Annotated in this window: 16 protein-coding genes and 1 CRISPR repeat array; of the genes, 4 read left to right on the top strand and 12 right to left on the bottom strand. The window is 40.7% G+C overall.

All coding sequences use genetic code 11. The features are described 5' to 3' along the window. Positions 1–499: 499 nt before the first annotated feature. Positions 500–1,602: a CRISPR direct-repeat array (repeat unit 28 nt; unit sequence GGATTACCCCTACATACGTGGGGAATAC). Positions 1,603–1,856: 254 nt separating this feature from the next. From ED605_RS04945 to ED605_RS04925, 5 genes are all read right to left on the bottom strand, one after another. Then, a complete protein-coding gene (locus tag ED605_RS04945; protein ID WP_121977770.1) occupies positions 1,857–2,468 on the bottom strand; it encodes a hypothetical protein in 612 nt (203 codons plus the stop codon). Between the two features lie 101 nt (positions 2,469–2,569). Then, positions 2,570–3,451 carry a protein NO VEIN domain-containing protein gene (locus ED605_RS04940; protein ID WP_162919752.1) on the bottom strand — a complete coding sequence of 294 codons (882 nt, stop codon included), beginning with the start codon at positions 3,449–3,451 and terminating at the stop codon, positions 2,570–2,572. Between the two features lie 185 nt (positions 3,452–3,636). Next, the gene (locus ED605_RS04935; protein ID WP_121977768.1) at positions 3,637–4,125 is read right to left on the bottom strand and encodes a hypothetical protein; all 489 of its coding nucleotides are present in this window, start codon (positions 4,123–4,125) and stop codon (positions 3,637–3,639) included. Positions 4,126–4,587: 462 nt separating this feature from the next. Further along, entirely contained in the window at positions 4,588–5,160 is a 573-nt protein-coding gene (locus ED605_RS04930; RefSeq protein WP_121977767.1) for a hypothetical protein, read from the bottom strand. A gap of 86 nt (positions 5,161–5,246) precedes the next feature. Then, positions 5,247–5,978: a hypothetical protein gene (locus tag ED605_RS04925; protein WP_121977766.1), complete on the bottom strand. Its 732-nt coding sequence runs from the start codon at positions 5,976–5,978 to the stop codon at positions 5,247–5,249. A gap of 207 nt (positions 5,979–6,185) precedes the next feature. Here ED605_RS04925 and ED605_RS04920 point away from each other — a divergent pair, with 207 nt between their 5' ends. Together ED605_RS04920 and ED605_RS04915 are read left to right on the top strand one after the other, a co-directional pair. Then, on the top strand, positions 6,186–7,241 hold the full coding sequence (locus ED605_RS04920; RefSeq protein ID WP_121977765.1) for an LLM class flavin-dependent oxidoreductase: 1,056 nt from the start codon (positions 6,186–6,188) through the stop codon (positions 7,239–7,241). Further along, positions 7,238–7,924 carry an NADPH-dependent F420 reductase gene (locus ED605_RS04915; protein WP_121977764.1) on the top strand — a complete coding sequence of 229 codons (687 nt, stop codon included), beginning with the start codon at positions 7,238–7,240 and terminating at the stop codon, positions 7,922–7,924. The genes ED605_RS04920 and ED605_RS04915 overlap by 4 nt, the downstream gene beginning before the upstream one ends. A gap of 72 nt (positions 7,925–7,996) precedes the next feature. On the opposite strand, the gene ED605_RS04910 is transcribed toward ED605_RS04915, so the two are convergent. Then, positions 7,997–9,619, bottom strand: a complete 1,623-nt coding sequence (locus ED605_RS04910; RefSeq protein WP_121977763.1) for a peptide ABC transporter substrate-binding protein — start codon at positions 9,617–9,619, stop codon at positions 7,997–7,999. A 482-nt stretch (positions 9,620–10,101) separates the two neighbouring features. Between ED605_RS04910 and ED605_RS04905 the strand changes: the two genes are divergently transcribed. Next, complete coding sequence (locus tag ED605_RS04905) at positions 10,102–10,383, top strand: type II toxin-antitoxin system RelB/DinJ family antitoxin (RefSeq protein WP_121977762.1); 282 nt, start codon at positions 10,102–10,104, stop codon at positions 10,381–10,383. A 149-nt stretch (positions 10,384–10,532) separates the two neighbouring features. Next, positions 10,533–11,591 (top strand): Fic family protein, encoded by a 1,059-nt coding sequence (locus tag ED605_RS04900; RefSeq protein WP_121977761.1) that lies wholly within the window; start codon positions 10,533–10,535, stop codon positions 11,589–11,591. A 185-nt stretch (positions 11,592–11,776) separates the two neighbouring features. Here the strand turns inward: ED605_RS04900 and ED605_RS04895 are convergent, their stop codons facing one another. From ED605_RS04895 to ED605_RS04870, 6 genes are all read right to left on the bottom strand, one after another. After that, on the bottom strand, positions 11,777–12,436 hold the full coding sequence (locus ED605_RS04895; RefSeq protein ID WP_121977760.1) for an ABC-2 transporter permease: 660 nt from the start codon (positions 12,434–12,436) through the stop codon (positions 11,777–11,779). Between the two features lie 38 nt (positions 12,437–12,474). Beyond that, a complete protein-coding gene (locus ED605_RS04890; RefSeq protein WP_162919751.1) occupies positions 12,475–13,032 on the bottom strand; it encodes an ABC-2 transporter permease in 558 nt (185 codons plus the stop codon). Between the two features lie 58 nt (positions 13,033–13,090). Continuing rightward, positions 13,091–13,963 carry an ABC transporter ATP-binding protein gene (locus ED605_RS04885; RefSeq protein ID WP_121977758.1) on the bottom strand — a complete coding sequence of 291 codons (873 nt, stop codon included), beginning with the start codon at positions 13,961–13,963 and terminating at the stop codon, positions 13,091–13,093. Beyond that, the gene (locus ED605_RS04880; protein WP_121977757.1) at positions 13,956–14,345 is read right to left on the bottom strand and encodes a GntR family transcriptional regulator; all 390 of its coding nucleotides are present in this window, start codon (positions 14,343–14,345) and stop codon (positions 13,956–13,958) included. The genes ED605_RS04885 and ED605_RS04880 overlap by 8 nt, the downstream gene beginning before the upstream one ends. 69 nt (positions 14,346–14,414) lie before the next feature. After that, a complete protein-coding gene (locus ED605_RS04875) occupies positions 14,415–15,662 on the bottom strand; it encodes an ABC transporter permease (protein WP_121977756.1) in 1,248 nt (415 codons plus the stop codon). Then, on the bottom strand, positions 15,655–16,554 hold the full coding sequence (locus tag ED605_RS04870) for an ABC transporter ATP-binding protein (protein ID WP_121977755.1): 900 nt from the start codon (positions 16,552–16,554) through the stop codon (positions 15,655–15,657). Before ED605_RS04870 ends, ED605_RS04875 begins: the two co-directional genes overlap by 8 nt. Positions 16,555–16,567 lie beyond the last annotated feature (13 nt).

The following is a 16,567-nucleotide window of genomic DNA, read 5'->3' as shown; positions in this document are numbered from 1 at the left end:
CAGGATAGCTTTTAAGGCTTAAGATACACAATTTGTTGCCGCAAACGCGTTTATAAAGTTCCAATTCTCCGCCAAAATTATTCTGTAACTATCATAATTTGGTCAGGTTATCTAAAAGTCCCAGTAAGATTATCGTTGTGGTAGTTTTTAACTGTTAAACACGACTGATTGATTCGTTTGCTCATTAATTTAGACCCACCTCCAGCTATTAATTCCAGACATTGAGGTGTCAATCTAATAAATGAAAGACCATCGACATCTAATTTTCGGAACTACATGTTTTTAAAACACTTAGCCATAATCCATGTATCACAAGAAGACCGGCAAGTCTAAAACCTTACCAGTCTCGAAGATGTTTAGCACGTTCCACTACCAACCAGCTGCAATTAATACATTTTTTGACAGCCAACTGCTAGAAAAATACAGCCCCTAATGGTATTTTATAAAAATGATTGCCACCTTCGTAGTAGAGAATGCTTTATAGCAAAGCCAAAAATTCGAGTCACCCCTACATCCGTAGGGAATACGAATTTAATTAGGAAACCTTAAGCAAACGCCTAAGGATCACCCTCACATCCGTGAGGAATACCGTACGGCCGAACCCAAAATCCGGGTCACCCCCACCCTGTGGGGAATACATATACATAAAAAGATCTCAAGGATCACCCCTACATATGTGGGGAATACAATGTGAAAGCATTTAGTACGTCTTGTGCCACGGGATTACCCCTACATACGTGGGGAATACTGCCGGTTGGCACGCTGTACTGGTTATCCGATAGGATTACCCCTACATACGTGGGGAATACGCTAATACGGCGGCTGCGTTTGTGCCAAACTCAGGATTACCCCTACATACGTGGGGAATACAAGAATAGCCCCCGGACTAACCAGCATCCCTCGGGATTACCCCTACATACGTGGGGAATACCGAATTGCCTGTGAAGCGCTCAGTGATTGCGAGGGATTACCCCTACATACGTGGGGAATACTTTTTGCCAATAAACAAGATTTTGTTTTAGCAAGGATTACCCCTACATACGTGGGGAATACTTGGCGATCATAATTTCGGCATTGCTCATATGGGGATTACCCCTACATACGTGGGGAATACACCTTTGACAGGGACTACAAAGCCTATATTTGGGGATTACCCCTACATACGTGGGGAATACTAGTGAGCACACACTAGAAAATGTTAACAAGGGGGATTACCCCTACATACGTGGGGAATACCTTTAAATGCAGTCGGTACAGCATTTAATAGTAGGATTACCCCTACATACGTGGGGAATACAGACAAAGCGATCAAGCATTTCATCTTCACTCAGGATTACCCCTACATACGTGGGGAATACTAGGCTACCAGCAACTTGTGTAAGTAGCTTGCGGGATTACCCCTACATACGTGGGGAATACTCAAAGATAACTCGGACATTCAAGACAAACTTAGGATTACCCCTACATACGTGGGGAATACCAAAATTTTTGTCAAGAACATCACGCTCAACGAGGATTACCCCTACATACGTGGGGAATACTGATAGACGAGGTTTCGGCATATAGGCGGGCAGGGATTACCCCTACATACGTGGGGAATACACTAAATAAATCCCATTGTATCGCCATTTTAAAATTAAAAAACACTCAATTTCTATCAGTTTGGCCAACTACCTACTAATGATTTCACCAAAATTCAAACAATTTTATCTAAGCTAAAGTTTTAGATAATAAAGTCGCACCACTTTTATCGATTAAACATTGTCTTGTGAAACTATTCATTTTTAATTATAAAGTAGCTACGCTTAAAGAAGGTTCCTGCACATATCTAGGAAAAACCTCAATTGAGCTCTCTGTCAATCCCAAAGACTCGGCCATAAAGCTTTCCAGATATCCCAAATATCACTGGTGTACTGCTTATATTTAAATAACCCCACTTGATCAGTCCGCTCCATTGAATAGGTATGCGGGTTAGTAACTTCTACTGTGCCCGCTTTATCTGACCGGAATAACCCCTTTGACTGCCAATATTTACGCTCACCCTCAGTTAAGTTAAAGCTCTGCTTTGGTTCACCTTCATGCCCCTTTATATAAGCATATTTATATTTAATAAACTCTATCGGATCATGTTTGAAGTAGTAGCGAATCTTATCAAGCAAAATATCAATTAAACTGCCTATATAATATTCTTGTCCTTTATATTCAACCATATTTGGCTTTTGCTTTTCGCCAGTTCCTTTATCGTAGCTGGGGTACAACATGGTTGACGTATAGCCTTTATAGTATCGTAAATGCTCGTAAACCCACGCTAAACTTTCAGCATCAAGATTCCAGATTTCCGAATAATGGATACCAGTCGATTGATAATTCGAATCCTCTTTTAAATCCTTCTCGTCTTGGTCAAATAGCCAATAAGGATCATCAGAATCAAATAATTCTTTTAAATAGCGATGCTTGGGAATTTTCATTACTAATCCTCCGTTTCTCCGTGTAAGCCAAATAAAAACATAAGAGATTAAGTGGACAAAATAATCATATCTCTGAACACTTGAGAAATCCAGAATAAAAATCATCTGAGCGAAACGAAATAGTCTTCTGGTTGAAAGTTAGCATTGTTTAGATCTTTTTCACGAATTATTTCAAATTTAGCAACACCTTCACCAGTTTTGGACAGATTAAACACTCGATAAATTTCATATATTTCATTCGTTCTGGAAGCCACCATGTCTAAGACCCGTTTTTCATTTGCAGACATATAAAACGGCCCATCTGATCCAGTTGTTGTTTTAACATCAATATAAATTATTGTTTGTTTTCCAATTAATTTCAAATCATACCCAGCCGTGTCGTCTCCCTTGTTACCTGCTAAATTTGAGGAAATCGGAATAATCTGATACTTATTTGAACAGACATGCCTTAGATACTTAAAGACAAGCCGTTCTCCCAACTTACCAACTTCATCTTTTACGTGACTGACTTTAAAACTATGATCAATCCTATGCATAGCCCTTTCGCTTGCACCTACAAGACTGACTCCCCTTGCACTTTCAACATCAACCTTCTCTAAATGTGAAAACATTGAATCTACGTTAGGCTCCGTATCATCAAGTAAAAGAGACTGGATTAATTTTCTTGGAAGTAAGTTAACCAAAAAGTTCTTTTGATCTTCATTTAGCTGAAATAAATACTGCTCCTTCAATCTTCCTATTTTGTCAAAGACTTCGCCTTTATGAGAGTCAAACCATCTTTGGTAATCGTCCAAAAGAATAGCGTTTTCTTGGTTAATCATAATCATGTCACAGTCAACACGCCACCCATCATCATTCCAAATAGTCTTACTGAGCTCAGGAGGCTTAGGATAAGTATAAGCATCAAACTTAGCAACACTTACCGCATGAATAGTTCGATTAAACACATGAAATATAATGTCCCCTCTTTTAACACGTGACATATTTTCATATCCTTGATTCCGACCTTTATTTCTGTTTAATTTTGGAGACCAGAGTAGTTGATGTTCGAATTCATACTTGTGGCTTTTATTTTGTGAAGCTAGAAAAAATGAGGACATTCAAAATCGCCGCTTTCGTTCAATAAACTGATAGGTTAATTATTGAGGTGTAAGATCAGCTTACTTAGTTATCTATGAAAGGACATAGTAAAAGCATCATAACCATGTTTCTCACCATAGTATTTCATCTTGAGTTTGTGCGAATATACGGTTTCTTTCACGTACCCAGTTGAGAGATCTTTATTTTTTGCCTTTATCATGTATGTATGACGGTTAATCACCTTATAATGTGTCTTGCCAAAAATTCCATTCCTCTCATTTCCCCACATCCAATGATTATCAAAATAAGATCTAGATACTGTATACACACCCGCAGTAGGCGAATTCCAAAGATAAAAGAATGTATGATAGTTACCATTCTTAGGTTTGCTTTCCCATGTTCCCTTAACAGCTTTTGGCATTCCACTATGCCAAATAGCCGCTTCTACATTGTTTAGTGAGTTAAAAGCCACTACCCCGGCTGTTACCCCAGCAATTTCTAACAACCATAACCATCTTTTCCTCATCAGTACATTTCTCCAATACAGTTTATTTTTGTCAAAATTAGTTTCTTTCATCCTGTCAGCCTTCCAAGACACAATTTGCTGGCAAAAGCTTGTCCCTGTGTCCATCATCAATCAGTAACCTTGAAATTCTTATTTTATGGCTCATCTAACTAAACCTAGCCAACGATTACTGTATAATCCCATCTAAAAAGCAGTCTCAGTAATAGAATGCCCAACCGTACTTCGAATTTCGTTTACCATCCAATAACAGAGGCCCAAATCTGCCAATATTTCTGTGACAATCAGCCATCTTCTAATAAATTTAGTAATGCTTAATTCACTCCAGTAAGCGCACGATTTAAATGTTAAAATTATCATACCATCATTTACATTTCCATGACAATACACAAATGGTAGAATCTCAATGTATTCATCAGTAATCAAAATAAGTGAAAAAATAAAACTGGCTCTTAAACTAAATAGCAAAACTATACCAAATAGTTAAGAATTACTCTAGGACAGACTTAATACTGTTCAAACGTGACTAAATAAAACTGCCAATTTTGTTGCTGTTTTAATATATTTCTTTCGATGCAAACTACCATCAGAAAAGCGGAGCCACTCTATATTTTGATTATCTGTAAAAAAGATCCCTGGTACACCATGACCATGCCCAGAACTATAATTATTATCGAATAGGAAGTCTTTATCACCAGGCGGAAGATTTTCAAAATAGACTAATGTTTTAAAGTTAGCTTCCCTATTCATTTGTTCTATACCTACTCCAACTTGCTCAGGATCATTACACTCGTTTTTCTCTAACAATTGTTGATTTAAATAGAGGTCATCCTGGTTTTTAATAACATGAGCAAATATTCTTTTTACATTTTTACTTTTAAAATTATTAGGGATTATAAATGTGAAGATATTATATACCGGAAAATCATTCCGATTACTAACAATACACTGACCCACTCCGTCATCTCGCTCATTAAACCAAGTAGCAATTTTACTGGCTGCTGTTTGCTGCTTACTACGTTGTTGCGTTAGAAAAGTCAATGCAACTAAAATAAGCAAAATGACAGAACAAATATTGGCTATAAACAAAGAAATCCCCCATCTCAAATATTAAATTTGACACCCAGTATAAATTGTTTCGCAAGATGCATTTTACGTACTACTAACCTGAAAAGTCAGCAATTTGTTTCATAAAAATCTTTTATGAAATCGGCAAGGGAATCATAACAATTTGTAATTGAACAAATCGATCCTATTTTTACGTTTTCAAAGTTCCGAAACAACGCCCTATGATTAATTATGATCCGTGTCTCCCTTTCAATTGAAAATTTTTTCGCTTTTACAAAATTTATCCAAAATGTACTTCCTAATCCACTTCCTGGCAAGTGCTTCATAATCCAGACTGCACGTTCATAAGGTTCTTTATCGTATATTACATTTCCAATTGCTGACTCATAACCTGCTATCTCCAAACACCTCATTAATCGCTTTTTAAAGATTGAAAAGTCTTTAAAATAGACCACTTTTTTAGGAAAATCAGGGTCACTTAGTAAAGAATTATTCAAATCTTTAATAAGTTTCGTCCTCTTATTAGGATTTAGTAATTCACTAATTTCAATATGTGTAAAACAAAACGCATCCATTCCCATGGACATGCTTAATCCTCCAGTGACAGGTACTGAATATGATTTCCCAGCATAAGTGATTACACTCTTGAATTCCGAAAGATGCTTTGTCGGAACAGTTAGCAACCCATCCTGCTTGTCGCCTATCCAAGAATTCCCCATAGTTTCTTCAATTTTCCTATACTCAGCAGTGCTTCCAAAATGAATAATCCCATCATTTACAAAGGAAGTCAAAAACATTGGATCAACTAACTTAATATAAACACTAGGCTCTCTCGGCATTATATCACTACTCTTTCTTCACATTTTCAAACAATCGATTCTACGATTAATGCATCTATTTTTATAACTATTATACTACATAATTATGGCAAACTATGAGAATTCTAATAATAACCAATCCGTTTTTATGTATTTTCCTTGCATTCCCCCGCAAACTATAATATCCTAATATCATACTTACAAAAAGTAAGCAAAAGGAGGATCAACATGGTCAATGTAGATAAATTACAGTTTGGGCTTGAAACCTTTGGTGATATTGTTTCAGCTGAAGACGGCAGCCTGTTAACAGCTGGTCAATCCATTCGCCAAATTGTTAAGGAAGGTGCCTTAGCTGACAAACTTGGCGTTGATGTGATTGGCGTTGGTGAACATCACCGACCGGATTACAGTGTTTCCAGTCCCGAAATCGTGCTGGGGGCCATTGCTTCCGTCACCCAACATATTAAACTGGCAACAGCGGTCACGGTGCTCAGCTCTGACAATCCCGTTCGAGTCTACGAACGCTTTGCGACGCTTGAAGGACTTTCCAATGGCCGCGCACAAGTCATGCTTGGCCGTGGTTCCTTTACCGAATCCTTCCCATTGTTTGGTTATGATTTGACCGATTACGATGATTTATTTAACGAGAAGCTGGAAATGTACAGTCAATTAATCAAAGAAAAACCAATTACTTGGGATGGTCGCTTCACCCAATCTCTCAAAGATCAAGACGTCTATCCAAAGACCGATTATGATGGTTTGGAAACCTACATCGGCATTGGCGGCTCACCCGAATCAATCATTCGAGCTGCCCGCTATGGTTACAAAGTCATCTTAGCCATCATCGGCGGTCAAGCTGATCGCTTTGTGCCCTATTTGGACCTCTACAAGAAGGCCGCCGCTCAATTTAACCAGCCGGTTCATCCCGTCGCCGTTCACTCTCACGGCTTCATTGCTGACGACGAGGACGAAGCTGTGGCAGTCGCTTGGAAAAATATCAAGGCTAACTTTGATCGCATCGGCTTAACCCGGGGTTGGGCACCGATGAGTCGGGAACAGTTTGACGGTGAAACCAAATCCGGTTCCTTTTACGTAGGCAACCCAGAACACGTCGCCCAGCGAATTGCTCGAACCATCAAGTTACTTGATTTGGGCCGTTTCGATCTCGTTTACGGCGCCGGTAATCAAACCGCTGCCCAACGTGAGCGGATGATTGAACTGTACGCTACCAAAGTAATCCCGCGGGTTAAGGAAATTCTATCCAAGGAGACGGTTGCAAAATGACACAAATTAAAACGGTGGGCATCTTGGGTGCCGGTAAAGTCGGCATTGTCTTAGCGCAGTTGGCTTTGGCAGCTGGTTACCACGTTCGGATTTCCGGCTCCGGCTCGGTTCAAAAAATTGCCCTAACAATTGAAACGCTGGTACCGGGTGCCGTACCATCCACCAATCAAGGTGTCGTCAGTAAAAGTGATTTAATCATTCTGGCAATCCCGCTGAGTCGTTATAAAAATATTCACCCAAAGCTCTTAAAGGGTAAATTGGTGATTGATGCAATGAACTTCTGGTGGGAAACTGACGGGATTCGTGAAGAAGTTTTGGATCCATCGACCACTTCCAGTGAACAGGTCCAGCAATATTTCAATAAGAGTACCATCGTGAAGACGTTCAACCACATGGGCTACCATAATCTCCAAGAGGAAGCCAAGCCGGCCGGTGCCAAGAATCGCAAAGCCTTATTTGTAACCGGTGATAATCATGACGCAGTCGATCAAGTAGCCGAATTTGTGAGCACCACGGGCTTTGACACGGTGGTCCACTATCGCTTGGCCGATGGAATCATGACGGAACCCGGCAGCGAGTTGTTTGGCGCCAGTTTAAGACAAGCTGAATTGAAAAATGTGATTGACCACTTTGATGAGACTGAGTTTGGTAGACAAATTAAAGCGGATCAGAAAACTGGATAAACGAAAACGGATCAAGTGTCTCTTCGACTTTCTTGATCGTTTTTTAATGCTTAGATAACAAACCCTCAGTCATTATCTTGCAAAATAGGTGTCTTTCCAATCATAAGGCACACCGGAAGGATTGTAATTAATTCCTTTAATGGTCGACTTTTCAAGTTGCGGCTGAACTGCTTGATACAATGGGATCATTGCCTGATGAGTCATCAGCCGCTTTTCCGCTGCCACCAGTTTCTGCCAACGCTGATAAGGTTGGTTACCAAGCTGATTTTCTGCTTGATCGATCAACCGATCATATTGAGCATCGTGCCAACCACCGGTATTAAATGAATTAGTAGAGGTCCAAATGTCCAAAAATTCAATTGGGTCGGAGAAGACCGGTTGCCAGCCTTCCAATGTCAGTTGAAAATCACCTTTACTCTGCTGAGAAAGTAAGGCCGTATTGGGAACTGATTGCACCGCAATTTTAACGCCGGGTAATTTTTGCAGCTGCGATTGAATAAATTCAGCTGCTTCTTTATCCGAAGTGGTGTCAGGAACCTTTAGCCCAATTGAAATCGATTTAATGCCGGCTTGGCGATATCCCTTAGCTAACAGCTTCTTGGCGGATTTAAGATCGTACTGAACGCCACTCTTGACATAGGCGTCTTTAGTAAAATCCGTCCCGTTCTTTGGATTTTTACTCAAGCCGACCGGTGTGTATCCCTTAGCAGCCAAACTACCATCAGCCAACACATTATTAACTAACTGATGCCGATTAACAGCTAGTGAGAAAGCTTTCCTGATAGTTTGATTTCGGAAGGCTTTGACTTTTTTCTGGTTAAATGAAAGCCAGAGTGTTTCAGACATCCGTCGTGAGACAAAATCTTTGTTATGTCGATAATTTTTAACCTGACTACCACTTAAAATTGTTCGATCGAGTTTACCAGATTGATATTGGTTCAGCCCGGTTTGGGGGTCCTTGACCACCGTTTCAGTAATTTTATTTAGTCGAACATGTTTCTGATCCCAATAATGGTTATTTTTCTGCAATTCCCAGTGGTCATTAGTCCCATTCCAACCCTTTAAAACAAATGGGCCGCTATAAACATTCTTAGCAGCGCTGGTCCCAAAGCGACTACCATACTTCTCAACCACCTTTTCATTTAATGGGAAGAAAGTTGGCCAAGCTAATAATTTCTTGAAATAACTGACTGGTCGAACCAACTGAATCGTTAGTTGATTGTTGCCATTAGCTTTGATGCCTAAAGTGGTTGGCGACTTCTTCCCTTTATTAATAGCTTCAGCATTTTTTACCGAGTACATATAATAGGCGTTTTGTGAGGCCGTTTTAGGCGCAATGGTTCGGCGCCAAGAGTAAACAAAGTCTTTGGCCGTAATTGGATCACCATTACTCCATTTGGCGTGTCGCAGTTGAATAACATATTTCTTCCCGTGATCCGATATCTTGGTTGCCTTGGCTAAATCATTAACCGTTCGATTGCCATGATCAGTGGCTCGATAAAGACCGGATTGCGTGTTTAGCAAAACGTTAAAACTTTCGACATCGGTCACTTTGCTTAAATCATTTCCGGCAAGTTCCGCATTCTCAGTCCAATGAAGTGTTTTTTGACCACCCTGTTGACCACTCTTGACTTGACCGCAACCACTTAACACTGAGGCAATTGCTGCAACACCGATCAAATAACCAACTTTCACTTTAGAAAATCTTCCAAATAAATTCAAAAAAATACACCGTCCCTCAAAATAAATTAAAGGACGGAGTACCGCGGTGCCACCTCAAATTACACGTCTTTCACAAAACGCATCACTCAATAACTTGTCAAATCAACAAGTCGGCCGGTAACGTGGCACACGTACTAAATGCTTTCACATTAAAGTAAGTTCAGAGCTCATCTTCACTGTTACTATCAGATGACCTTTTTCATCAACCGGCCTCTCTTTTATTCCGACAACTGACAGTTACTCTTCTCTTCAACACAATCGATATTATTTAAAAATAATCATAGTTAGTTTCGAAGCTCGTGTCAATGAATTTGAACGAAAACTTATTTTAATATAACTTTTATCATTATTTTATCATTTCTACAAAATTGGTATTAGTCAACACAGACACGTCCGTTTATCTCAGCACTCATTAAGTAATATAATATGAGTAAACAAAGAAAGGTGGCTTTTTAATGGCAGTTAAAGAAAAAAAGCGAATTCAAGTTCAGATTGATAAAGAGTTAGCGAATGATACAGAACAAGTACTAGACAAATTGGGCTTAACACCTACAACTGCAATTAATATGTTTTACAAAAGAATCGTCGCTACTGGTTCTCTACCATTTCAGCCAACTCTAACACCTGGTGAAAAAGCAACCCTGCATTTTTTTAAACAAGCTCAAGACATACCAGTAACTAAATTCAAAAATGCTCATGACGTAAAAGATTGGTTGAATGATTCTAATGAAGACTAACGATTTAGTCAGCTTATATGTGAACGACGTTGATACAAAAGAAGAAAAACCGACCAATTCCAATTCGACAATTTAAGAGTTTCAATTTTTCGGTACCAACAATATCTTTTCAGTATCAAATAGTGTAAAATGATACCGAAAAGAGGTCAATGATCCTGAAAAAATTCAACTATACTGATTTGAATCATTTAGAATTAACTGGTCAAATGGTCGATAAGCTCAACCAAATTTACGAATTGAAAGGGCGATTATCAACTATCCAAATTAAATCGAAAAAGATCTTGGACCACCTAACCAGTGTGGCTAAAGTCCAAAGTACCGATGCTTCTAATCGAATTGAGGGTGTTTACACCAGTAATACTCGATTAAAAGAATTGGTTCATCAACGAACCCAACCACATAACCAATCGGAAGCCGAAATTGCCGGATATCGTGACGTCCTAAGTTTAGTTCATGAACAGGCTCAGTACATCCCAATCACAAAGAGTTCAATTCTAACGCTTCATAAACGACTATTTGCTTACACCAACAGTACCCGGGGCGGACATTTTAAAGATTCAGATAATCAAATCATCACTGAATTTGCAAACGGTGATCGTGAAATCCGATTTCAGCCGCCAGCAGCTTACCTCACACCACAACTAATTGAAGAACTTTGTCAAGCTTATAATCAAGCCGTCAATGATGCGACTTTTCCTTCACTTATCCTTTGTGGGGCCTTCATCTTTGATTTTGTCACCATCCACCCATTTAGAGACGGCAACGGTCGACTATCTCGCCTACTGATGCTTCTAACAATGTACCAAGCCAAATTTAACGTTGGCAAGTATATCAGTTTAGAGCATCTTATCGAACAAACTAAGCATAATTATTACGAGGCTTTAAAACAAAGTTCCGTAGACTGGCATGTCAATCAAAACGATTACGGTCCTTTTCTGGATTATTTCCTGGGTGTTGTTCTTCAAGCTTATCGAAATCTAAATGAACGAATTAATATCGTTGAGGAAAAGCCGATTTCAGCAGCTGACCTGATTCTTAAAGCTCTCCAGCAGGAACTAAGGCCGCTATCTCGCCAAGAAATCGGTGCCCTGGTCCCTCAATACAGCGATATTACCATCAAACGGACCTTGGTAACACTCCAACGATCAAACCAAATCAAATTAATTAGTCAGGGACGAGCCTCCAAATATATCTTGCAGAATTCTTAGCACAACATTTTTTAAATTAAAATCCAACTTCAAAGAAAACGGGACTCATAGTCTGAGCGAAAACAACAGACTATGAGCCCTTTTCTGTATCAACAACTTGTTTTCGGTATCAAATCAAGCCAAACGATACCGAAAACAGATAAATAATCTCGAAAATGCTTAAATAACCTTATATCAAAGGAGCCTCAAAATTCTTTTCTATCATAAAACTTGATACTCAGCCAAATCGAAACCAATAGTCCAATCACCATCAGCAATCCTAAGCCACTAAGGTCCATTACTGTTAACCGTCGAATCAAATCAGCTACACTGATGACTGGAACGATCAACATTACAATAAGTCCCAAACTAACTGTTACCGCCGTTACTAACAATAAAACTTGTTGAAATGCAAAATTAAAAATAAGCGGATAAGATAAAATCAATATTGATAATAGAAACAGGCTTGAGGAAATACTAAATAGAATAAACGTGTTAACAGCATCATCAGCATGAAAAACTTCCATAGTTAAAACAAAGATCGCAAATAAATTCATTTCTAGCGTTAAAATCCGACTCAGCCCATAGAAAAAATGCCCTAGCACAATTTCGATCCTCTGAAAGGGCATTGTTGCCAGCATTCCATCAGTTCCATATTTCCGATTACTAAAAAAAGGACTTGTAATCGTGCTGGCAGCTGTTCCTACCGTTACTACTGATAAAATTGACATTGCCTCATCCGCAAACCCAACGACCACTAAAAGAAGGCTCACCAAGTCCACCAATCCAATTGTCCACCAAAAGCCAAGTTTAAGAGGCCACGTCGCCGCGTCCAACCGCATGACTTTTCCAGCATTTCTCATCATTAAATCACCTCACATCTGTTGTTTATCAAGGTTAGCTCTTAAAATTCTTTTTTCTGATATAGTCGAATACATAGCCAGATAGAACTAAATAGCACTACGATCACACCAACAATGCAAATCAAGATACCTATTAAACCAGTTTTTGATAACTCGGTCCCAACTGTTGGGGCCAAAAACATCACAATGCATAAAGAAATGACCACGCTCCAAAGTGCTTTGCCATAGTCCAAGTTAATCACAAACGGGTATTGAACGCTAAGCAAAAAAACTAAAAAACCAACCATTGCCAAGCAAATTGCCGGAACCATCTCAATTCCAGCTTGGCCAGGCGCCAAAAAAGTCATCAGACCTGCCATGCATAAATAATTTAAAATAACCAGTAGGATAAAACCCAGCCCATATAAGAAATGTCCTAAAACAACTTCAGATCGCTGAAAATTAAATAGAGTAAACATTCCATCCAAATTGTGCCCTTGGCTGCTATAAAATGGCATAATTAACCCAGCTACAGACAGGCCTGACGCAAATCCAAATGCAATGGAAAGTATTGGAAGTTTAATAAGTGCCAAAATCAAAACCAACAGATCCAAAGCCAAAATTGCTCCCAGCATCCCCCACTTCACCGGCCAACACGCCACATCAATCCGGGCTACTTTAAGCGCGTGCTTCATCTTTTGCCACCCGCTTTCCAAAATAAACCATTAATTCGTCCAGGCTGACCGGCTCAATAACTAAATCCCTTGGCAGTGCTGACAACTGTTTGCGCGCCATTAGCACACTAAAGCCGGTTTCATAAGTTCTCAAACCAATGCCCGCTTGCTTAATCACACCAGTCAATTGATCAAGACCACCCTTCACTACCGCATAGCGATCAAGCAGAGTCTGAGTTTCACCGAAAAATAACTGTTGGCCGTGAATCAGGTACACTAAATAATCGGCGATTTTTGCAAGGTCATCCGTAATGTGACTGGACAGCAACACACTATGGTGCCCATCCGCAATAAATCCCTGTAGCAACGTGATCAATTGATCTCGGGCAATTGGATCCAAGCCGGCTGCCGGCTCGTCCAGAATAAGCAACTTGGGTTGATGGGCAATGGCTGCAGCCAAATTTAATTTAACTTGCGAGCCCCGCGACAATGATTTGTATTTAACCTGTCGATCAACATCAAATTCTTTTAACAGGTCAAAGAAGCGGTCACCATCCCAATTTTGATAGACCATCGCCAAAGTTCTGGCAATTTTATCAGCTTTCCAGCCATCGGGAAACACCGTGTTGTCCAAAACAATACCAACCTGGTCCCGATCCGCCAATCTGGTTTGACGACTGGTTTGGCCATCCAACTTAATTTGGCCGCTGGTGGGCGTCGCCATATCCAAGATCATCCGCAACGTGGTGGTTTTACCAGCGCCATTTGGCCCAATCATCCCTAAAATAAAACCTTCGGGCAGCTGAAACGTCAACTTGTCCAGTGAAAAGTGGCCGTATTCCTTGGTTAAATCCGTTACTTCCAGTAAATTAGTCATCCGTTTTCCCTCCAGCAGAAATCAAAGCATCCAACATTTGGTGAAGCTCCTCAGCTGATAGATGTGCCAGCTTGGCGGCATCCAAGGCCTCCTGAAGTCCCTTCTCGACTGCCCGCAAAGCGGTTTCTCTCAGCAATTCGCTATCCTGTCCTAAAACGTAGGTCCCTTTCCCCTGAACATTGTTGACAAACCCGGCAGCCTCCAAATCGTGATAGGCCCGTGTTGTGGTAATCACGCTGATTTGTAGATCCTTGGCAAGCTGACGAATCGACGGTAACAACGTGCCAGCTTGCAACTCGCCAGCCAGAATCGCCGCTTTGATTTGATCTTCAATCTGTTGATAAATCGGGACACCGGTTTTATTTGAAACGACAATTCGCATAAACATTCCCCATTATTTTTAATTTCATATGATTGGTGCCATTAAACCACCACATTAAAGTGTGATCGGTTAATTACGAACCGGTCGACGTTTACCAAAGGGTAAGCTCCGCCGAAACGACGACCAAAGCCCCTTTTGGCTGTAAACCAACACATTGGTTTGATAAGCTCGGGCACTCACCATCGCAAAGCCGATCAAGAAAATGAAATTAATCCCTAATGCAAGGCCAGCCTGCATCAAGTCGACTTGGCCAATCCCGTAACGCACCGGCATAATCATCGGGCTTAAAAACGGCAGATAACTCAGTACCGACATGATCGCACCGTTCCCGTTGGCTACCATTAAAGAAGCAAAGTAGCCGACCATTGATAACAAAACCACCGGCTGAACGGCTTGGCTGGCTTGTTCCTGAGTTGAAACCAGTGAGCCGCAAAGCGCCGCTAAAATGGTGTAACTGATAATGCCAATCACAAAGGACGCCGCTAAAATCAGTACAAATGACCAGCCAAGTTGTTGCCACTCAATTTGTGACAACCAATCTTTGATAATCGAGAGCCGATTGCCAAATAGACCAATGCCTAAAGCAACAACGGTATAGCATCCCAATTGGGTCAAGATCAAGGCGCCGATACCCGTTAGTTTACCATAAAACTGGGTTTTAGCATCAACGGCCGCCAAAATCGATTCCTCAATCCGCGATCCCTTTTCAGTCGCAATTTCTGAAGCCACAATACTGCCATAGCTTAAAAGAAACAGGTACATCAACAGACCCACCGCAATTGAGACAATATCTTTAGTGGCATTACTTTGGTTAGTCGTCTTCACCATCTGCCCGCCTTTCAACGTCACAGTTTGGTGTGCAACCCGCGGTAATTTCAGCAAAGCCGTCAACTGTGATTGGTTAAGATGCAAGCTTTGAGCAACCGCCGCCGTTTTCAGGCGACCTAAATTGGCCTGAACCGTTCCAATCCCAATCGATTGACCGTCACTACGCTGATACAATTTAGTTTGATTTGTCTGATTACCAACTACCAGCAGGCCGTCAGCATCTGCCGAACTTAACGCTGCTTTGGCCTTGGCTTCTGTCGGATAGGCGACGTAATGTAAATGGGCACTATTTTGACGTACCAAGCCTTTGGTAACGGCACTTGAGCCCACAACTGCCACCTTAGGCGTTTGCTGGTTGGCCGTACTGAACCAATTTAATCCTGCAAACACCAGCACACAGATTAACGGTGCCAACACCATTGACCACCAACCAAAACTGTGAAGATTTTTTCGATAAACCTGATTCATAATTACTTTTAATTTAGTCATTTGACTCACCAACTTTCATCCGAAAAATTTCATCCAAACTTGGCGCCTGCTGGCTAAATGTCTGAATATAGCCATTGGCACTTACGGCTTTAAAAATAGCCGACCCAGCCGTTTCATCTTTCAAAGCTAACGTATACCGATCGCCATTTTCCCGAACTGAAGAAACACCGGGCAAACCAGCGAGTTCTGCTCGATTTAATGCGGGGCGTTCAAGTAAAATCCGGGTTCGCCCATACTGCTTTTGAATGTCATCTACGGTTCCCGAAAGTACCGTTCGACCATTCCGCAGCATTAAAATCCGATCGGAAAGTTCAGCAACGTTTCGCATATCATGACTTGAGAAAATGATTGCTGTGCCATTCTTTTGCAATAACCGAATTCCCTGTTCCAATAGGCCAGCGTTTACCGGGTCCAAGCCGGAAAAGGGTTCGTCCAAAATCGCCAATTTGGGCATATGAATTAGTGCTGAAATTAGTTGGACTTTTTGCTGATTCCCTTTGGAAAGGTCTTTGATTTTATCGGAACGTTTACCTTTGACTTGAAATCTAGCCAGCCAATCAGTTAAAGCTGCTGACACTGCTCGTCGACTCATCCCGTGCAATTGGCCAAAGAATAATACCTGTTCTTCGATGGTCATTTTAGGATACAACCCACGCTCTTCCGGTAGATAACCAACAAAGCGATGGTCCAATTTGGCCATTGGCTGACCATCCCAATTAATTTGACCGGCATCTGACATTAAAAATCCTAGAATCATTCGAAAAGTTGTCGTCTTACCGGCGCCATTTTGACCAATCAACCCCAAAATTTCGCCTGGTTTTAATTGAAACGTTGCTTGATCAACCGCCGTTTGATTACCAAACCGCTTAGTTACTTGCTGAACTGATAACATGCTCCTCGCCTCC

Source organism: Lentilactobacillus raoultii, assembly GCF_900411375.1.
GTDB lineage: Bacteria > Bacillota > Bacilli > Lactobacillales > Lactobacillaceae > Lentilactobacillus > Lentilactobacillus raoultii.
Note: the sequence above shows the minus strand (reverse complement) of the source record. Positions and strands in the feature narration are given on the sequence as shown.